The 17,267-nt window shown below is 35.0% G+C and carries 14 protein-coding genes; 10 read left to right on the top strand and 4 right to left on the bottom strand.

Features of this window, described 5'->3' with window-relative positions:
* Positions 1-38: 38 nt before the first annotated feature.
* On the bottom strand, positions 39-1,934 hold the full coding sequence (locus EG359_RS10870) for an ABC-F family ATP-binding cassette domain-containing protein (RefSeq protein WP_076354582.1): 1,896 nt from the start codon (positions 1,932-1,934) through the stop codon (positions 39-41).
* Positions 1,935-2,137: 203 nt separating this feature from the next.
* Here EG359_RS10870 and EG359_RS10865 point away from each other — a divergent pair, with 203 nt between their 5' ends.
* Complete coding sequence (locus EG359_RS10865) at positions 2,138-2,650, top strand: 5' nucleotidase, NT5C type (protein ID WP_076354580.1); 513 nt, start codon at positions 2,138-2,140, stop codon at positions 2,648-2,650.
* Positions 2,651-2,795: 145 nt separating this feature from the next.
* Positions 2,796-4,445, top strand: coding sequence for an alpha/beta fold hydrolase (locus tag EG359_RS10860; protein ID WP_076354579.1), 1,650 nt, complete (start codon positions 2,796-2,798; stop codon positions 4,443-4,445).
* An 82-nt stretch (positions 4,446-4,527) separates the two neighbouring features.
* On the opposite strand, the gene EG359_RS10855 is transcribed toward EG359_RS10860, so the two are convergent.
* A complete protein-coding gene (locus tag EG359_RS10855; protein ID WP_076354578.1) occupies positions 4,528-5,391 on the bottom strand; it encodes a glycoside hydrolase family 25 protein in 864 nt (287 codons plus the stop codon).
* Positions 5,392-5,456: 65 nt separating this feature from the next.
* On the opposite strand from EG359_RS10855, the gene EG359_RS10850 reads away from it, so the two are divergent.
* The 5 genes from EG359_RS10850 to deoC all read left to right on the top strand — a co-directional run bounded on the left by EG359_RS10850 (position 5,457) and on the right by deoC (position 9,942).
* Positions 5,457-6,719, top strand: a complete 1,263-nt coding sequence (locus tag EG359_RS10850; protein WP_076354577.1) for an NAD(P)/FAD-dependent oxidoreductase — start codon at positions 5,457-5,459, stop codon at positions 6,717-6,719.
* Entirely contained in the window at positions 6,716-7,387 is a 672-nt protein-coding gene (gene trmD / locus EG359_RS10845; protein WP_076354576.1) for a tRNA (guanosine(37)-N1)-methyltransferase TrmD, read from the top strand. Before EG359_RS10850 ends, trmD begins: the two co-directional genes overlap by 4 nt.
* A 373-nt stretch (positions 7,388-7,760) precedes the next feature.
* A complete protein-coding gene (locus tag EG359_RS10840; RefSeq protein ID WP_076354575.1) occupies positions 7,761-8,696 on the top strand; it encodes an endonuclease/exonuclease/phosphatase family protein in 936 nt (311 codons plus the stop codon).
* Positions 8,697-8,723: 27 nt separating this feature from the next.
* Entirely contained in the window at positions 8,724-9,194 is a 471-nt protein-coding gene (locus EG359_RS10835) for an Lrp/AsnC ligand binding domain-containing protein (RefSeq protein WP_047379047.1), read from the top strand.
* A 4-nt stretch (positions 9,195-9,198) separates the two neighbouring features.
* Positions 9,199-9,942: a deoxyribose-phosphate aldolase gene (deoC, locus tag EG359_RS10830; protein ID WP_076354574.1), complete on the top strand. Its 744-nt coding sequence runs from the start codon at positions 9,199-9,201 to the stop codon at positions 9,940-9,942.
* Between the two features lie 60 nt (positions 9,943-10,002).
* On the opposite strand, the gene dusB is transcribed toward deoC, so the two are convergent.
* Positions 10,003-10,998, bottom strand: coding sequence for a tRNA dihydrouridine synthase DusB (dusB, locus tag EG359_RS10825; protein WP_076354572.1), 996 nt, complete (start codon positions 10,996-10,998; stop codon positions 10,003-10,005).
* Positions 10,999-11,216: 218 nt separating this feature from the next.
* Positions 11,217-14,444 (bottom strand): hypothetical protein, encoded by a 3,228-nt coding sequence (locus EG359_RS10820; RefSeq protein WP_084180444.1) that lies wholly within the window; start codon positions 14,442-14,444, stop codon positions 11,217-11,219.
* 150 nt (positions 14,445-14,594) lie between these two features.
* Between EG359_RS10820 and EG359_RS10815 the strand changes: the two genes are divergently transcribed.
* The 3 genes from EG359_RS10815 (at position 14,595) to EG359_RS10805 (ending at position 17,239) form a co-directional block, all read left to right on the top strand.
* On the top strand, positions 14,595-15,350 hold the full coding sequence (locus EG359_RS10815) for a T9SS type A sorting domain-containing protein (protein ID WP_076354570.1): 756 nt from the start codon (positions 14,595-14,597) through the stop codon (positions 15,348-15,350).
* A 92-nt stretch (positions 15,351-15,442) separates the two neighbouring features.
* Complete coding sequence (locus EG359_RS10810) at positions 15,443-16,246, top strand: T9SS type A sorting domain-containing protein (protein ID WP_076354568.1); 804 nt, start codon at positions 15,443-15,445, stop codon at positions 16,244-16,246.
* Positions 16,247-16,426: 180 nt separating this feature from the next.
* Positions 16,427-17,239 carry a lamin tail domain-containing protein gene (locus EG359_RS10805; protein ID WP_228435059.1) on the top strand — a complete coding sequence of 271 codons (813 nt, stop codon included), beginning with the start codon at positions 16,427-16,429 and terminating at the stop codon, positions 17,237-17,239.
* Positions 17,240-17,267: the final 28 nt, after the last annotated feature.

The raw sequence follows: 17,267 nt of genomic DNA, 5'->3' as shown, positions 1-17,267 counted from the left end.
AATGTTAATGACCAATTCATAGTTCCTAGCTCAAAATTTTATAATGCTTCCTGTAATTCAAGCCATCTCATCTCATGGTTTTCCAGTTTTTCGGAAATTGTTTCCAGCTCTGAGGAAAGACCGGCTATTTTTTCATAATCACTTTCATTATTAAGCTGGTCCAAGATCTTTGCACGCTTTTCTTCAAGCTCAGGCATTTCTTTTTCAATGGTTTCCAATTCTCTCTGTTCCTTAAAGGTCAGTTTCCTTTTTGGCGTATTAGAAGATTGAGGCGTTTCCGGAATAGAAATAGTTTCTTTAACCGGTTCGGGTTTTACAACGGTATTTTTTTCCAGGGCATCTTCTCTGCTTTTTGCTTCACGATATTCAGAGAAGTTTCCAACAAAATCTCTTATTTTTCCATCTCCTTCAAAAGCAAGGACATGATCCACAATCCTGTCCATAAAATATCTGTCGTGGGAAACAATAATTAAAGATCCCTGGAATTGCTGAAGAAAGTTTTCAAGAACCGTTAATGTGGGAAGATCCAGATCATTTGTAGGTTCGTCAAAAATCAAAAAGTTAGGATTCTGATAAAGAATATACATTAAATGCAGTCTTCTTTTTTCTCCACCTGATAACTTTGAGATAGGTGAGTATTGCGTTTGATCATCAAATAAAAATAATCTCAAAAACTGTGATGCAGAAAGACTTTTTCCATTCGCTAAAGGATAGAATTCTGCAATTTCCTTAATGAAATCAATAACACGCTCATCTTCCTTGTACGTAAGTCCTTTCTGTGCAAAATATCCAAAAGAAATAGTTTCTCCGGTTTCAATCTCACCTTTATCATATTTTTCAAAACCCTGAATGATATTAAGAAGAGTAGATTTGCCCGCTCCGTTTTTCCCAATGATTCCTACTTTTTCACCACGTTGAAATTGATAGCTGAAATCCTTTAATAATACCTTATTTCCAAAACTTTTATCAATATTTTTCAGTTCAAGAATCTTATTGCCCAGACGCTTCATTTCAAAATCTAGTTCAAGACCCTGTTTTCTGGTATCTGTTTTAGCAACTTTTTCAGTTTCGTAAAAAGAATCAATTCTGCTTTTGGACTTTGTGGTTCTTGCTTTAGGCTGTCTTCGCATCCATTCCAATTCCTTTCTGTAAAGGTTATTTGCTTTATCAATGGTTGCATTGAGATTATCCTCACGAATCATTTTGTTCTCAAGATAAGTGGCATATGAACCATTGTGAAAATAAAGGTTTCCATCCTCCATTTCCCAAATAATATCGCAGACACTGTCTAGGAAATATCTGTCGTGGGTAACCAGTAATAAGGTGATTTTTGCTTTGGTCAAATAATTTTCAAGCCATTCTACCATATCCACATCCAAGTGGTTGGTAGGCTCATCCATAATCAGTAGCGTATGTCTGTGTTCAGCTCTGGTTTCTGTTAATAATTTCGCCAATGCTACACGTTTGATCTGGCCTCCTGAAAGGGTTCCCATTTTTGCTTCAAGATCAGTAATCTTAAGTTGGGAAAGAATCTGCTTCATTTCATTTTCAAGGTCCCATGCTTTGTGAGCTTCCATATCAGCCAATGCTTTTTCAATAAAGTCATTATCGGTGGAATGAAGAGACTTATGATAATTCTTCAGGGCAAGAATAGGTTTAGAATCCAGTGTCATCATAAATTCCTCAATGTTGAGGTTGGGATCATAATCGATTTCCTGGTCAAATAATACCACCTGAATATCCTTGTTGATGATTGCAGTGCCACTGTCTGCAATTTCTTTACCCATTAAAATTTTCAGAAGGGTAGATTTTCCACTTCCGTTTTTGGCAACAATGGCAATTTTGTCTCCTTCATTGATGTGAAAAGAAATGTTTTCAAACAAAACTTTGATGCCGTAGGATTTGGTAAGATTTTCTGCAGAAACGTAATTCATTGGAAATTAATGGTTTGATTTTAATTTTGAATAGAACGGCAAAAATACGAAAATGTAACCATAAAACTTTCTGGAACGTCTTTTATAAAAATGATTATTTACGATTTTTTAATAAACTGTGTCCACTGCCTGAGAAAACTATTCAGTAAATTTGATAGCAGTGGATCAAAAATAATCGTTAATAACAAATAATATAATGAAGTATGAAAAAAGTAATTGTTGATATGGATGGAGTAATGGCGGATGTATATCATCAGTTGGCACAATTTGAAAAAAGAGATACAGGAAAAGATCTTGAAGTAGGTACTATGGTTGGGAAGCCTGAATTAGAGGTCTTTCCTAACGGGAAAAAGCATGTGAATGAGGTAGGTTTTTTCCGCACCTTGCCTGTAATGGAAGGCAGCCGTGAAGCGATGGAATATCTAAACAATAAATATGAACTCTACATTGTTTCTGCAGGAATGGAGTTTCCCAACAGTCTGAGGGAAAAATATGACTGGCTGGCTGAGCATTTTCCATTCATCACATGGGAACAGATTGTTCTTTGTGGAAGCAAAAGAGTAGTATCGGGGGATGTAATGATTGATGATTATCCAAAGAATTTAGATCATTTCTCAGGCGACAGACTGATTTTTACCCAACCCCATAATGAGCTGATAGAAAATGAGACCTACCAACGGGTAAATTCATGGGAAGAAATCATGAATATTTTGTAGAAATAGGATGATATTTAAATTTTGTAGAGAATTTCCCTTGAATACAGAGAATTTAAAACAACTTTAACTAAAAGGCAACCAAATTTAATAAGACCTTATGAAGATTGGTCAAGCAAAATAAATAAGTTTGCATCAAACTTTTAACATGAAAAAACTTAATGCCTTATTCTTTATTTTGGCTATTTACACACTTGATGCACAAGTCATTTCCGGAACAATTATTTCTAAAAATGAAAACCAGCCTATTCCTTATGTAAAAGTTGGAATTGAAAAAAAGACCAATGGAACAATTTCTGACGAGAAAGGAAATTTTTCAATAGACCTTTCGAAGCTAGACCCACAGCAAATCGTAAAGATTGAAGTACCGGGATATGAGTTGTATAAAGAAACGGTACAGGATTTTAAAAAGCATGATCAGCAGAAGATATTTTTAAAAGAGAAGATTAAAAATATTAAGGAAATTGCCATTAAGCCTAAAAAGCTGGTAGATAAAAACTGGGGTGTCAATACAAAGACAAAAAGTGTTTTATATTCAGTGAATCCGGCAATGAGTAAACAGGATTTTTTAGGAGAAACAGCTCTGGAATTTAATGCAAAGAAAAGATCCAAGATTAAGAATATTAATCTGAATATCGCCCGCTACACTTCCACTGAACCAGTTTTGATGCGATACAGTATTTACAGTGAGAAAAATGGTTTTCCGGATAAAAACATTCTGGATGAAGAAATTACCGTTGAACTTACCGAAGATATGATAAAAGACGGAACCTACACACTGGATGTCAATGATCAGAATATCTGGGTTCAGGGCAAGTTTTTTGTTGGAATTCAGTTTTTAAAAGAATTTAATGGAAGCATTAAGATTAGTGCGGAATTATTCAGGACAGGGTTTATAAGAGAATTTTACGGTGACTGGATGAAAATGTCAATCGCGGCGCCAGCTATTAATATTGATGTGAAAATGGATAAAAACGGAAAAGATACAAAAGAGGATGAGGGTGGATATTCGGATGATGATCTTCAGAATTGGATTTCTGACAATTCAAAATATATAGAGGAAGCAGATCAATCCATATACGGTAAAAATCAATCTGCAGGAAAATACCTGAAATTGAAAGATACTGATCTTTATTATGAGGTTTATGGGGACGGAGAACCATTGATCTTGCTTCATGGCAATTCAGGGAGTATAAAGGATTATTATCAGCAGATTCCTGTTTTATCTAAGCAATATAAGGTAATTGCAATAGATACAAGAGGGCAGGGAAAAAGTAAGGATACCTCACAGACAGATTTTACCTATAAATTGTTTGCAGATGATGTAAAAGCATTGGCAGATCATCTGAAGCTTGATAAAGTTAATATTGCAGGATGGAGTGATGGAGGATGTACAGGATTAGAATTTGCATTGAAATATCCGGATAATCTTAATAAGCTAATCATAATCGGAGCCAACGCTTTTCCTGAAGGAGTAGATGAAAAACTTCTTGCTCGGTTCTCTAGTCAAATGACCCAGCTAAATCAAGTAAATACTCCTGAAGTATTCAATGAACGTAGATTATTAAAGATTATGCTTACTGAACCTAACATCAGTAAAAAAGATTTGAATAAAATAAAAAGTCCGGTATTGGTTGTTGTGGGAGATAAGGATGTTATTAAGCCAGAGCATACAGAATTTATCGCAAAAGAAATTCCTAACACAGAACTGAAAATTTATAAGGATACTACCCACATGGTTCCTTTTGAAAAAGCTGATGAATTAAATGCCGATATTATAAAATTCTTGAAAAAATAATTAAAGCCTAAAGACAAAAAGATGGAGGTTGGGTATTGCTGTTTCGAATTACAATAAATTCCATCTTTTGGCTTCTTCTCTATCAATCCAACGTCAGTCTTTTTAAAGACCAGGAATTTCCATTGTAAATATCAAGATCAACCTTGGTATTGATCCCATGAACAATTCCGTTTTCAGTAAATTGCCAAAAATCCCACTGATCATTAGGAGACGGAGTAGGGACGTCGTTATAGTTGGCCAACCATAGTGGATAGCCCTCAAATTCTCCTTTCAGAAAATCTTTGTAATAATGATAGTAAGTATAAATAATGGGTTTCTCACCATACGTTTCCTCTACAATTTTACACCATACCTTTAAGTCCTCAATCAATTTTTTATTGGTTTTACGTTTTGGGATTTTTTCAATGTCCAAAATAGGTGGGAGATCTCCACTTTCCAATTTTACATTAGCTAAAAAATTGTTGGCCTGAATCACAGGATCCTCATCCGCTCTATAAAAATGATAAGCTCCACGAATGAGATTGTGCTTCTTGGCCATTTCCCAGAATTCATCAAAATGCTTATCAGCACTACGGTTTCCCATTGTTGCACGCATTACCACAAACTCCAACGGAATTGTTTTATTTCCAATGCTTAGGCTGTCCCATTTGATGTCTTCTCTGTTTTGATAATGAGAAACATCAAAGCCATAGGTTTTATCAAGATTATTTGCTAAAATTCTTTGAATCCTTGAAGCTTCCTTTTCGCTGTTATGAAGTTTTTTATGAGTAAATTTATTGAAGTACAAGGCGTAGTAATAACTTACGGATTGTTTGAGGTAAAAGCCAGTTCCAATTAAAGCAACTATTAAGATTGCTAATATCACCCATCGACGGAAAAAATAATTCTTTCGACGGGTCTTATGAATCTGTTTGGCAGTTTTTTTGGTGTACTTTCTTGGTGTCATAAAGTTTTGCAAAACTAACTTTTTTCACTGCTAAATGCTAAATAAAATCAGTAAATTTGTGTATTATGGAAACACGCGAAAAAATCATCATTATAGGAGGAGGATTTGCGGGGCTGCAGCTTGCAAAAACATTAAATAATAAGAACAAAAAGGTTATTGTTCTAGACAGGATGAACCATCATATGTTTCAGCCGCTTTTTTATCAGGTAGCCTCCGGGAGGATAGAACCCTCCAATATTTCTTTCCCTTTTCGAAAGATTTTTCAGCAATCCAGAAACACTCAGTTCCGAATGACAGATGTCAGGGAAATTGATACTGCAAACAATAAGGTGATTACCGATGAGGCAGAATTCACCTATGATAAACTGATTATTGCAACAGGCTGTAAAACTAATTTCTTCGGTAACAAAGAACTTGAGGGAAAAGCTTTCGGGATGAAAAATACGCAGGAAGCAATCAGCATCAGAAATCATGTTTTGATGACCTTTGAAAAACTGATTATTGAAAAGAGCAGAAGCGATGATGGAAACTGGAATATCGTTATTGTAGGAAGTGGTCCAACAGGGGTAGAGCTTGCGGGAGCATTTGCTGAGATGAAAAAAGATATCCTTCCGAGAGATTATCCTTACATGAACTTTGATCATTTAAAGATTATTCTGGTAAGTTCCACAGAAAAGCCACTTGCAGTAATGAGTAGTGAAGCTCAGGAAAAATCGGAAAAGTATCTTAAGGATCTTGGCGTAACTTTCATGAGCGGAGAAATTGTTACAGATTATGACGGAGAAAAAGTGCATCTGAAGAGTGGCAAAGAAATACCATCTAATAATGTTATTTGGGCAGCAGGTGTTACAGGAAATGTAATAGATGGCTTTTCGGAAGATAAATTAGTTCGAAACAGATATATAGTAGATCGATACAATAAAATAAAAGGCTACGACAACATTTACGCAATTGGTGATATAGCTTATATGGAGACACCAAAATATCCACAAGGCCACCCCCAGGTTGCTAATGTAGCTATTAATCAAGCAAAGAATCTGGGCAAAAATCTTTTAAAGAAAACCTCAGGAGAATGGAACGAATATGAATATGATGACAAGGGCTCGCTGGCCACTATTGGAAAGCATAGAGCAGTTGTAGATTTACCATTCATTAAATTTCAAGGATTTTTAGCATGGTATTTCTGGATGTTTCTCCATTTAATGCTAATTTTGAGCGTTCGAAATAAGCTGGCCATATTCTTTAACTGGATGTGGAGCTATATCAACAAAGATTCTTCTTTAAGATTAATTATTATACCTAGTAAGAAAAACGGAACATTACAATGAGAATTGACATAATAAGCGTACTTCCAGAATTGATGGAAAGTCCGTTTCATACCTCTATTTTGAAAAGAGCAATGGATAAAGGACTGGCGGAAGTGCATTTTCATCATCTAAGAGACTGGGCAATCAATAAGCATAGGCAAATTGATGATGAACCTTACGGAGGCGGCGCAGGAATGGTGATGATGATAGAGCCAATAGACAAATGTATTTCAGAGCTTAAATCCCAAAGAGAATATGATGAGGTTATATATCTGACTCCTGATGGAGTAACCCTGAATCAAAAAATAGCCAATTCTCTTTCTATTAAAAATAATCTGATTTTTCTTTGTGGACATTATAAAGGAATTGATCAAAGAGTTAGAGACCTGCATATTACAAAGGAAATTTCAATTGGAGACTACGTTCTTACAGGAGGTGAGTTAGCCGCCTGTGTGCTTGCTGATTCTATTATAAGATTGCTTCCCGGAGTTTTAAATGATGAACAAAGTGCATTAACAGACAGTTTTCAGGATGATCTTCTGTCTCCTCCTATTTATACAAGACCTGAAAGTTATAAGGGATTGGAGGTTCCTAAAATTTTGTTAAGTGGAAATCTTGGTAAAATTGAAGAATGGCGCCATGATGAAGCGGTAAGGATTACAAAGGAAAAACGTCCTGATCTGCTTTAAAAGCTATTTAAACACCTTTAAACACCGTTTTTTTATTGATTCCGTTTGTTAATATCTCAAATGGAATAATATTTGTTATTATTGTAAGTGAAAAGAAAAATATTAGCAACTTTGTTTTTAAGTTGAAATTTTATTTCATTTATTTCGCGTTTTGTATATTGTTTTAATTCCGATATATGGAATAGATTGATGAGATTGTTAGAAAATTAATTCTCCGTAAATAGTTTTTTAGTATTTTTTATTATATTTGAAGCTATTTATTATCAGAAATTGATTTTAAAATATTGTAGATAATCAATGAAATTTGAAAAAAAATAATAAATTTACATTTAAAAAAAAGGGCATATTAATTAAAGTATAGAAATTTGTGTTGATGGAACTGTTCTCTTTTTATAATGTAGAAAATTTATTCTTACCCGATCCTAAACCTGTTCATAAATTAGATCCTACCCAATCAGGTTTAAGAAACTGGGATGAAAAGAGATATAAAAATAAACTTTTTAAAATCTCACACGTATTTCAATTGATGAAGGAGGATAATGGTGTAATGCCATTTATAATTGGATTATCTGAAGTTTCCAGAAGGAAAGTTTTGGAGGATCTTGTGGAGATGGAACCTTTTAATTCAGAATATGGAATTGTACATTATAATTCTATGGATGAAAGAAAGGTAGATGTAGCCATGTTATATGATAAAAATAAAGTAGAGGTAATAGATTCTGAAACCATTACTTTCTTTTTTGAAATAGTAAATAAAAACACAGGAAATTACGATACAACTAGGGACGTACTTTTTTCTAAAATTAAATATAAAGGGGAAATTATTAATGTCTTTATCGCTCACCTTCCCTCAAAGCGCGAGAAAGATATCAATAAACCCAAAAGAGCCTTTATATTGAATGAGATCCGGCAACGGATCTTGAAAATTGTAGATGATGATAAGGAGCATGTCATATTGTGTGGTGATTTTAACGAAAACCCGGATGATGAAAATTTAGTACAAATTCTCTATGACAATGATCATGAAAAGGTTTTAATGAACCCGTTTCAGGAGTTGTTTTCTACCAGAAATTATTCTACTTTTCATTATAAGTCTGGATTGCTTTATGATCAGATTATTATGTCGAGATCCTTTCTCAACAATAAGACTCTGGCTTTTCAGGATGCTCACGTATTTAATTCTGAAAAAATCAGCAGCAGAACCAGAAATTTTGAAGGACGACCTTTCCGAACTTATGCCGGTACACGGTATTTAGGTGGATATAGCGATCACTTTCCGGTTTTTGTGAAGTTTAAAAGCTTACAGTAAAAAACATAAATAATAAAAAAGTAGAAAATGAAAAATTCGAGCAACACAAGCTATCATTTAGATTCAATCGACAAGGAAATCATCTATATGCTGATGGATAATGCTAAAACGTCTTTAGCCCACATCTCAAAAAACGTAGGAATTTCCACAACTGCGGTGCATCAAAGAATCAAGAAACTGGAACATGCGGGAGTTATTGAAAATTCAATTTCATTCCTTAATCCTAAAAAAATTGGATATAAGGTAATTTCGTACATCGGTGTATTCTTGGATCAGCCAAGCCATTATCCTGAAGTAGTAAAATCTTTGCATGATATCAATGAAGTAGTGGAAGCCCACTATACAACAGGGAATTATACAATATTCCTAAAGGTTCTTTGTAAGGATAATGATCATTTGATGCAAATCCTTAACAAACTTCAAAAATTGAAGGGGGTAACAAGAACAGAAACTTTTATATCTTTGGAACAAGGTATTTACAGACAATTGAAAGTATAACGATATGAACATAGCCCAATATTTGGATTCAACTTATTTGAAGACACCGGAACAATCTGGTATTTCACATGAAGAAACTCTTCAAATAAATAAAAAACTTGCTCAGGAAGCTATTGATAATGGTATTTTTGCCGTAATGATCCGTCCGGATTATGTAGCAGAGATCAAAAAATATATTAAGGAAAGAAATTCAAATGTTGCAGTAGGTACTGTAATAGGATTTCATGAAGGAACGTATTCAGTTGATGAAAAGCTTGCAGAAGCTTCAAAAGCAATAGAAGACAATGCTGATGAATTGGATTTTGTTATTAATTACAAAGCTTATCTTCAAGGGAATACAGAATTGGTGAAAGAAGAATTTGTGAAGTGTACCAAATTAGCTTTGGAGCATCATAAAATCGCTAAATGGATTATTGAAATTGCGGCTTTAACTGATGAACAGATTGGAGATCTTACCAAAAAAATTTCTAACTGGGCAGAAGAAAACTTCTCTGAAAATGATTTGTCTAAAATCTTCGTGAAATCTTCAACAGGATTTTATGAAACAACAGGTGGAAAGCCTAATGGAGCAACATTTGAGGGAATAAAGATCATGCTTGATAATGCAGGGAAACTTCCCGTAAAAGCAGCCGGAGGCGTAAGAACCCCTGAAGATGCAGAAAAAATGATTAATATGGGGGTAAAGAGAATCGGAACCTCTTCAGCATTAGCGCTTATTAAAAATGAGTCTTCATCAGGAGGGTATTAGTTATTATTGATATTCACGTATAAAATAAAAAACCATCAATTTAATTGATGGTTTTTTATTTTATACGTGAGCTTGATATTCTTCGTAGAATTGTTGAGTTTCTTTTATTAGGCTGTCCATTTCTTCCATAGTGAAAACTTCCAGGAATTTTTTTCTAAAATCCTTGAAGTGAGGAATTCCTCTGAAATAGTTGCTGTAGTGTTGTCTCATTTCAACCAGGCCTAGTCTTTCACCTTTCCATTCAGCACTCCATTCAGCATGCTGACGCACTGCTAATAATCGGTCTGAAATAGTTGGAGCCGGTAAGTGTTCACCTGTCTTAAAGAAATGCTTGATTTCATTAAATATCCAAGGGTAACCAATAGCTGCACGACCAATCATGATTCCGTCACATGCATACTTTTTTTTGTATTCCAATGCTTTTTCACCAGAGTCTATATCTCCATTTCCAAAAATAGGAATCTCAATATTAGGATTTTGTTTAATTCTTGAAATATGTTCCCAATCCGCTTCACCCTTATACATCTGTGCACGGGTTCTTGCATGTATGGTAAGAGCCTTAATTCCGGTTTCCTGTAGGCGTTCTGCTACTTCATCAATATTGATGGAAGTACTGTCCCAGCCTAGACGGGTTTTAACAGTCACGGGGAGATGGGTAGAGCTAACTACAGCTTTTGTAAGGCGAACCATAAGATCAATATCTTTTAATACTCCTGCTCCTGCTCCCTTGCAGACCACCTTTTTTACAGGGCATCCAAAGTTAATGTCCACCAAATCCGGATTTACCGTTTCCACAATTCTTGCAGACATGGCCATTGCTTCTTCGTCACCACCAAAAATTTGTATACCGACTGGTCTTTCGTAGTCGAAAATGTCGAGCTTTTTACGGCTTTTGATAGCATCACGAATTAAGCCTTCGGAAGAAATAAATTCTGAATACATTAAATCTGCACCGTGCATTTTACACAAACGTCTGAATGGAGGATCACTTACGTCTTCCATTGGAGCTAGCAAAAGCGGAAATTCCGGCAGTTCTATGTTGCCTATTTTTATCATGGTGCAAATTTACAAAATTCTAAATAGTGGAAAATATGATATTATCTATTATTGTGAGTGATGAATTTGAGCGGGGGAGAGTGTTAGAGTTTGAGTGTTTTAGAGTTGGGGATTTTGTGAGAATAATAAGGGAAATATAGCTTTATATCAATGTAAAACGTATCAACAAATGATACTTCTTTCAAAAGCAAATAGCTTTAAACTTGGAGCATTGAGCTCTAGAAACTCGCCTTTACCTGCATACTTCCAATATGAATAGTCCTTTCCCCAGAGTTTCTTCCTTCATAGTTTAAGTTTAACTGGATGAATGAATTAATTGCTTGTTGAATGAATACACTCCATACCTGGTTTTTCCCTGGCTTCAGACCGTCCAACATCTGATTACCGACAATACTGAAATTATTTCCATTAAAGTTGTTGTTGATAAAAGAAAAGTTTCCACGGATAGAAGTCTTTCTGTACTCCCATTGAATGGTTCCTGTAACATCAAATGCCTTTAATATTTCTTCTCCGTCTAATCGTTTCTTTTGGCGGTATGCAGAAGAAAGTTCGGTTTGAAGAGCATCCGTGAATTTATAGGTTGCTTTTGGCTTGGTTTCAAAATTATTTAAGCGGTAATCTCTTGTTGCGAACAGCTGTGAAGAGTTTTTAATATCATGAACGGAATTTTCCCAATCTACCCTGAATTCCTTATTGAACCAATATCCTAAATTCAGGAAATGAGAAGTCTGTTCACGCTCTTCATTACTGAAATTAGCATTGATGAGATTGTCGTTCGTAATGAATCTATAATTTCCATTCCATCCGGATTTATCCGTAGGATTGAATTGCACAGAGGCTAAGATATTTTGATTCTTAAGGATCTGATCACTATTTTTCTCAAATGGATTTAATACCAATACTTTATCCTTTTTATAGAATGAATTTTGAGAATTTAAAGAAATATTGAAATTCCAACGTTTTAAAAATCCATTTTCCGAATTAAAAACAATGGCAGGGTTAACAAACAAAGCAAGCTGTATTTTGTTCTTATTAGACGGAATATATCTGACAGAGTTAGTGTAAACCCTAATATATTGAGCTAAATCCGAATACTCAGCAATCTCAAATTCGTCGAGCTGCTGAATGCCGTCTCCGTTATAATCGGTCCATTTATAGACACCTTGTCCATCCGTTACTTTAATGTATTGGAATTCTCTTTGTGCTTCCTGCCCGTTTCCAAGCTCATAGAAAGCCTGAAGTCGCATACCGTTTCTGAAAAGTTGTTGGTTGTAAAGAATATTTCCTACAACAAAATCATTATTTCTGGTTACATTACCTTCTGCACTCTGATAAAAGAATTTTCTATAATGAATTAGGGCATTTAAAGATGTTCTTTCCGTCTTGATAATCTGACTTTCCGCCATGATTCCCAAAATATTGTTCATATTTTGAAGCCTGTTGTCACGTACAGAGTCATTATCTCTCATATATACCTTTGCAAGCAATTTGGTGCGCGTACTGTCTCCAATTTTCTTTTGAACAAAAAGCTCTTTCCAGCTGAAACTTGTGACATCCATAAGTTGAGTATCATTGTATTTCTTCTCATTATGCTCCATGCTTCCACCAATTGCCCAGCTTCCTTTTTTACCGGTAAATTCTGTAGATACTCCTCCACGAATGAACTTGGTATCCTGAAGCGTTGCAGTGGTGTTCAGGTAAGATAAATTTCCTTTTGTAAAGAATTTTCCTGTGATCCAACCGAAGTCCAGATCATTTTTAAGTCCTTTGTAAGAATCTTGCTCATTCAAATAATTGACACGATAATTTAACGTAGACTTATTATTCCATTTATTTAAAAAGCTGAATATAAATCTGTTTTGCGTCTTTTTGTTAAATTCCTGAACTAAGTTAAAATCTCTGGAGAATTCCACGTCATTAATACGATCAAGAATATGGAACTGTTTGTCAATATATTGATACTCAAAACTTGGAGTTCCTTTCCAAGAACTTTTTGTAAAGGTTTTATTTCCAAAGATACGCCATGCATACCCCATATTCTGATTAGAGTCCTTGGATGAGAATAAATTGACATCATAGTTACTCAAAGAGATATCAGTCCCGATTTTTCCTTCATTCAGTAAATATTCAGAATTAAGTGAGAAAACCTGAGATTTTTGAGGGGATGGAAGCTTTCTTACAGCTCTGTAATCTCCTGCATTAGGACCTGCATATTCAAAGACACGTCCGTTATTGGTAGTCTGTGACGTTTTATAATCTCCTTGATTAGGCCCAAAATAGGTAAAGGAAACCTGGTAGAGTGTTTCATTAGGATCCGTGGAGAATTCATAAAAACTTCCGGCAGGACTTAAGCGGTATAAAATCTTATTCACATCATACTCAGTCACAACCCCGGATGGTGCATACATCAGATTAGGATCATTTCCTGCATTAGCAAGGATTTGTTCATCCTCTTTGGACAAACTTAAGGAAAGAGGCGCATTTTTATTGTCGTTCTCCATAAACCAGTTCAGTCCAACCTTGAATTTTTCCCTTTGATGCTCCAGTTTTCCTGTAAATAAATACCTTGAATAATTTCTATTGGCATAGTTATAGGAAATGGTGATAAAATTCTGTTGGAAAATAGGACGGAAACTGGTAAAGGTAACTTCACCGGTGTTATAATTGATCACATAATCTTGGTTTTCACCACGTTTCATTAAGATCCCGTCAATGAAAACCTGTTCAGAACCGGAAATAAGAGTAATGAACTGTTCCCCATTTTTCCCGGTCAGACGATAAGGTCCCTGATTTCCCTCAATACCCTGAAAACGGACTCTGTGAAACTCACTTCGAGCTACCCCTGCAGAAATATCCACAAACGTTTTGTTTTCCTTTCCAAATTCAGTCTGAAACTGAATACCCATGCTTCTTCGCTGGTATTTGGCAAAATAGTTTTTAGATTCTACAAGATCCAAATGTCCGGCCCTAAGAATAGATTTATCCTTAATGTTAAGCTGCATATAGATCTTATCAAATTCCTCTAGGGTTTGCGTGTAACCATCTGCCTGAATAGGGAGATTATGATCTGAAATACTTGCTAAAATAGTGACATCCTTAGAAAGTCTTCCGGAAATCTGAAGGTCCATAGAACTTTGTACAGATTGCCCCTGATTATTACCAAAGGTGATCCCACGGATAATAGACCCCTTGGAATTAAGCTCACCTAAAAATCTTTTCTTGTCATTTTTAGCCAGTACGGCTTCATCAATAATAACCCGGTTGTTGGTTCGTATAAAGTCTAAGGTGTCTTTTGCGAAAATATCCTGTTCAAGCTTTGCCATAAGGATACTGTCTCTTTTAATACTGTCTTCAGGAACGTTAGGATTTTTCCATGAGAATACCTGAGCACTTCCTGAAAATATGCCTAAGAAAAATAAAACCAATAGGATAAAAAAATTCCGCAACTCCTGAAAAATAATTGGTAAAAGTAATTAAAAAATGTTAATGCTAAGATGCTTAGCATTATTAACAGAAAATTAATCCAATTATTGTGAATGCCTTAAAAATAGCTGTAATTTAGTGGTTGAAATTATTAATAATTAAATTTAAGAACCATGAAAAAACTTTATTCGTTATTTGCAACCGCTTTATGTGTAACCATAGCTTTTGCTCAAACTACTATTTTCAATGCAAACTTTGATGATTTAAACGGTACAGGTGGAAACGATAATATCTGGACAGGTAATATCGGAACAAACTCACTAAATAATTATTCATCTGCAGGTTGGGCATTTTCCGGAGCGGGTGGTGCAGCACAATGTATCAAGGCTGGCTCTTCCAATAGTGTAGGTGCTGTGACAACTCCGGCTCTAAATGGTCTTTCTGGAAATGCAACTTTAACTTTTAAGGCTGCTGGGTATAGTTCCGATAATACTAGACTTACCGTTACTATTACTGGTGGTGGAAGTATCAGTGGAACAAATAGTTTCACTTTAGTAAATTCTTCATTTTCTGAATACTCAGTAACTATAGTAGGAGGTACATCAAACACAAAATTAAAATTCTCAGCCGCAGCTACATCAAAACGATTCTTTATTGACGAAATTAAAGTTGTTACTGAAGCAGGGCTTGCTGTACATGATGCAAAACTGTCTACAAAGACTTTTGTAAAAAATACTTCTGTAGATAAAGAAATTTATTTTGGAACCAAATCTGATATTAAAATTTTCAATGTAAATGGTCAAATCTTAAAAACTGCTTCTGTTACTGAGAATGGATCTGTGAATGTAGAAAATCTACAGAGTGGGATTTATTTAGTGACGGGAAATATTAATGGCAACGCCGTTTTTGAAAGAATTATTAAAAGGTAATTTTAACAAATTGTTAAATCTATTAACCCAATGCTTTAAAAGATCGTTTTATTTGTACTTTTACAGCGTAAATTTTTAAAAAAAATTATTTTATGAAAAAGATCTTTACTATTTTAAGTATTACAGCTGTAGCTTTTATGGCAAATGCTCAACAAACAGTTGTTTTATCTGAAAATTTTGCTTCTTATACAGCTGGTGGGAATACAGCTTCAACAGGAACTAACGCTCCTGATGCAACAGATGTTTACAATCCTGGAACTGCTATAAACCCCCTTCCTCCTGTAGCTAACTTTCCTGCTGGTGCAAAAGCATACAGTGCGGGTGGGATGGTAAAGTTGGGAACAGGTTCTGTTATTGGAACGATGACTTCAAAGTCTTTAGATTTATCTACTGATGGAGGAAATGTAGTAATCACTTTTGATATTAAGGGATGGACTGCTGCTTCAGGTACTATTGTTGTAAAAGTAACTAATTTAGCAAATCAGACTGTGGCCTATACTGCTGTAATGAGTGGAACTCCTGAGTCTAAAACAGTGACTTTCACAGGAGGACAGGCAAACTCAACAGTTACATTTGAAACTTTAAATACTTCTTATAGAGCTTACTTAGATAATATCGTTATCAAAACGGTTGCTTCTGGATCTTTAGCTGTTTCAGATACTAACAAAGCAAAGACTGCAATTTTTGTTAAAAACACTCTAGTTAAAAACAACGGAATTACTTTCGGAGCTGATGCTAAGGATGTAAAAGTTTTCAATATGGCTGGACAAGTTGTGAAAACAGCTTCTGTAAAGCAAAATGAAACTGTAAGCGTTTCTGAATTGGCTAAAGGAAACTATATCGTAACGGGTACAGTAAACAACCAATTAGTATCTCAAAAAATCTTAAAAGACTAATTAAGTTTTTAGATCAAAATACGGTCCGGCCATTTCAAAGAAATGGCCGGATTTTTTTATTGTAATGAACTGACTATTTTGTTTATGAAAGTATACTTATTTATGGTGGTTTTTTTGTAAATTTCCCAATCAGGTGGTATTGTTTTTGATATTTTACCGCAACTTACCTCTTAAATTATTATGATGAGAAAAATCTTTACTATTGTTGGATTAATATTGGTAACAGCATCAGCGAATGCACAAATTGTGATCAATGAGATCTATGGAGGCAATGCTAGTTCAGGGGCTATTTTAAAGAATAACTATATTGTTCTTAAAAATATAGGAACAACACTGGTTTCCCTTACGGGTGCCAGTATACAATATGCGCCGGCAATAGGTGCTTTTACGCAATATCATACACTGCCAGACTTGACTTTGGGACCCGAACAAACATATCTTATTCAGGAAGCTGAAATAGAGGGCGGAACAGAAAGCTTACCAACACCGGATTTTATTGCAACCACCATTACCAATTTTGATGGAACCCCTAATAAAATTCCAGGAATCAGAATATCTAGCGTTTCCGGAAAGATTGCTTTAGCGGGAAATATCGTACAGGTTACAAATCCTGCCGCATCCAACGTACTGGATTTTGTGGGCTATGGTGCAAATGCTGATCAATTCAAAGGTGATGGCCCGGCACCTTCCCCAACACCTACTGTGGCTATAAAAAGGAATTTGGAGAGTAATAGTGATAATATGGTAGATTTTTCCCTTGAAGGTTCAGCTAAGTCAGGCTTTGTACAGAATCCATTTATAAAAGATGGCAGAATTGTCTTCGGAATGGAGGTAAAGGATGTAAAATTATATGACACATTTAGACAGGTTGTTAAAAAAGCTCCCACAAAATTTGCTTCATTTCTCGATATTACAGAGCTTCCCAAGGGAACTTATATTGTAACAGGAACCATTAATAATGCTCCTATTTCGCAAAAGATTATTAAAGATTAATTTTTAAATACATGTTGATAAAGAAAGA

This window comes from Chryseobacterium joostei (assembly GCF_003815775.1).
GTDB lineage: Bacteria > Bacteroidota > Bacteroidia > Flavobacteriales > Weeksellaceae > Chryseobacterium > Chryseobacterium joostei.
The sequence above is the reverse complement of the archived record's forward strand: the minus strand, read 5'-3'. Positions and strand labels throughout refer to the sequence as shown.

Bases quoted from the DNA above. Each gene is read 5' to 3' on its own strand.
- EG359_RS10870 (WP_076354582.1), bottom strand. From the start codon at position 1,934: ATGAATTACGTTTCTGCAGAAAATCTTACCAAATCCTACGGCATCAAA.
- EG359_RS10865 (WP_076354580.1), top strand. From the start codon at position 2,138: ATGAAAAAAGTAATTGTTGATATGGATGGAGTAATGGCGGATGTATAT.
- EG359_RS10860 (WP_076354579.1), top strand. From the start codon at position 2,796: ATGAAAAAACTTAATGCCTTATTCTTTATTTTGGCTATTTACACACTT.
- EG359_RS10855 (WP_076354578.1), bottom strand. From the start codon at position 5,391: ATGACACCAAGAAAGTACACCAAAAAAACTGCCAAACAGATTCATAAG.
- EG359_RS10850 (WP_076354577.1), top strand. From the start codon at position 5,457: ATGGAAACACGCGAAAAAATCATCATTATAGGAGGAGGATTTGCGGGG.
- trmD (WP_076354576.1), top strand. From the start codon at position 6,716: ATGAGAATTGACATAATAAGCGTACTTCCAGAATTGATGGAAAGTCCG.
- EG359_RS10840 (WP_076354575.1), top strand. From the start codon at position 7,761: ATGGAACTGTTCTCTTTTTATAATGTAGAAAATTTATTCTTACCCGAT.
- EG359_RS10835 (WP_047379047.1), top strand. From the start codon at position 8,724: ATGAAAAATTCGAGCAACACAAGCTATCATTTAGATTCAATCGACAAG.
- deoC (WP_076354574.1), top strand. From the start codon at position 9,199: ATGAACATAGCCCAATATTTGGATTCAACTTATTTGAAGACACCGGAA.
- dusB (WP_076354572.1), bottom strand. From the start codon at position 10,998: ATGATAAAAATAGGCAACATAGAACTGCCGGAATTTCCGCTTTTGCTA.
- EG359_RS10815 (WP_076354570.1), top strand. From the start codon at position 14,595: ATGAAAAAACTTTATTCGTTATTTGCAACCGCTTTATGTGTAACCATA.
- EG359_RS10810 (WP_076354568.1), top strand. From the start codon at position 15,443: ATGAAAAAGATCTTTACTATTTTAAGTATTACAGCTGTAGCTTTTATG.
- EG359_RS10805 (WP_228435059.1), top strand. From the start codon at position 16,427: ATGATGAGAAAAATCTTTACTATTGTTGGATTAATATTGGTAACAGCA.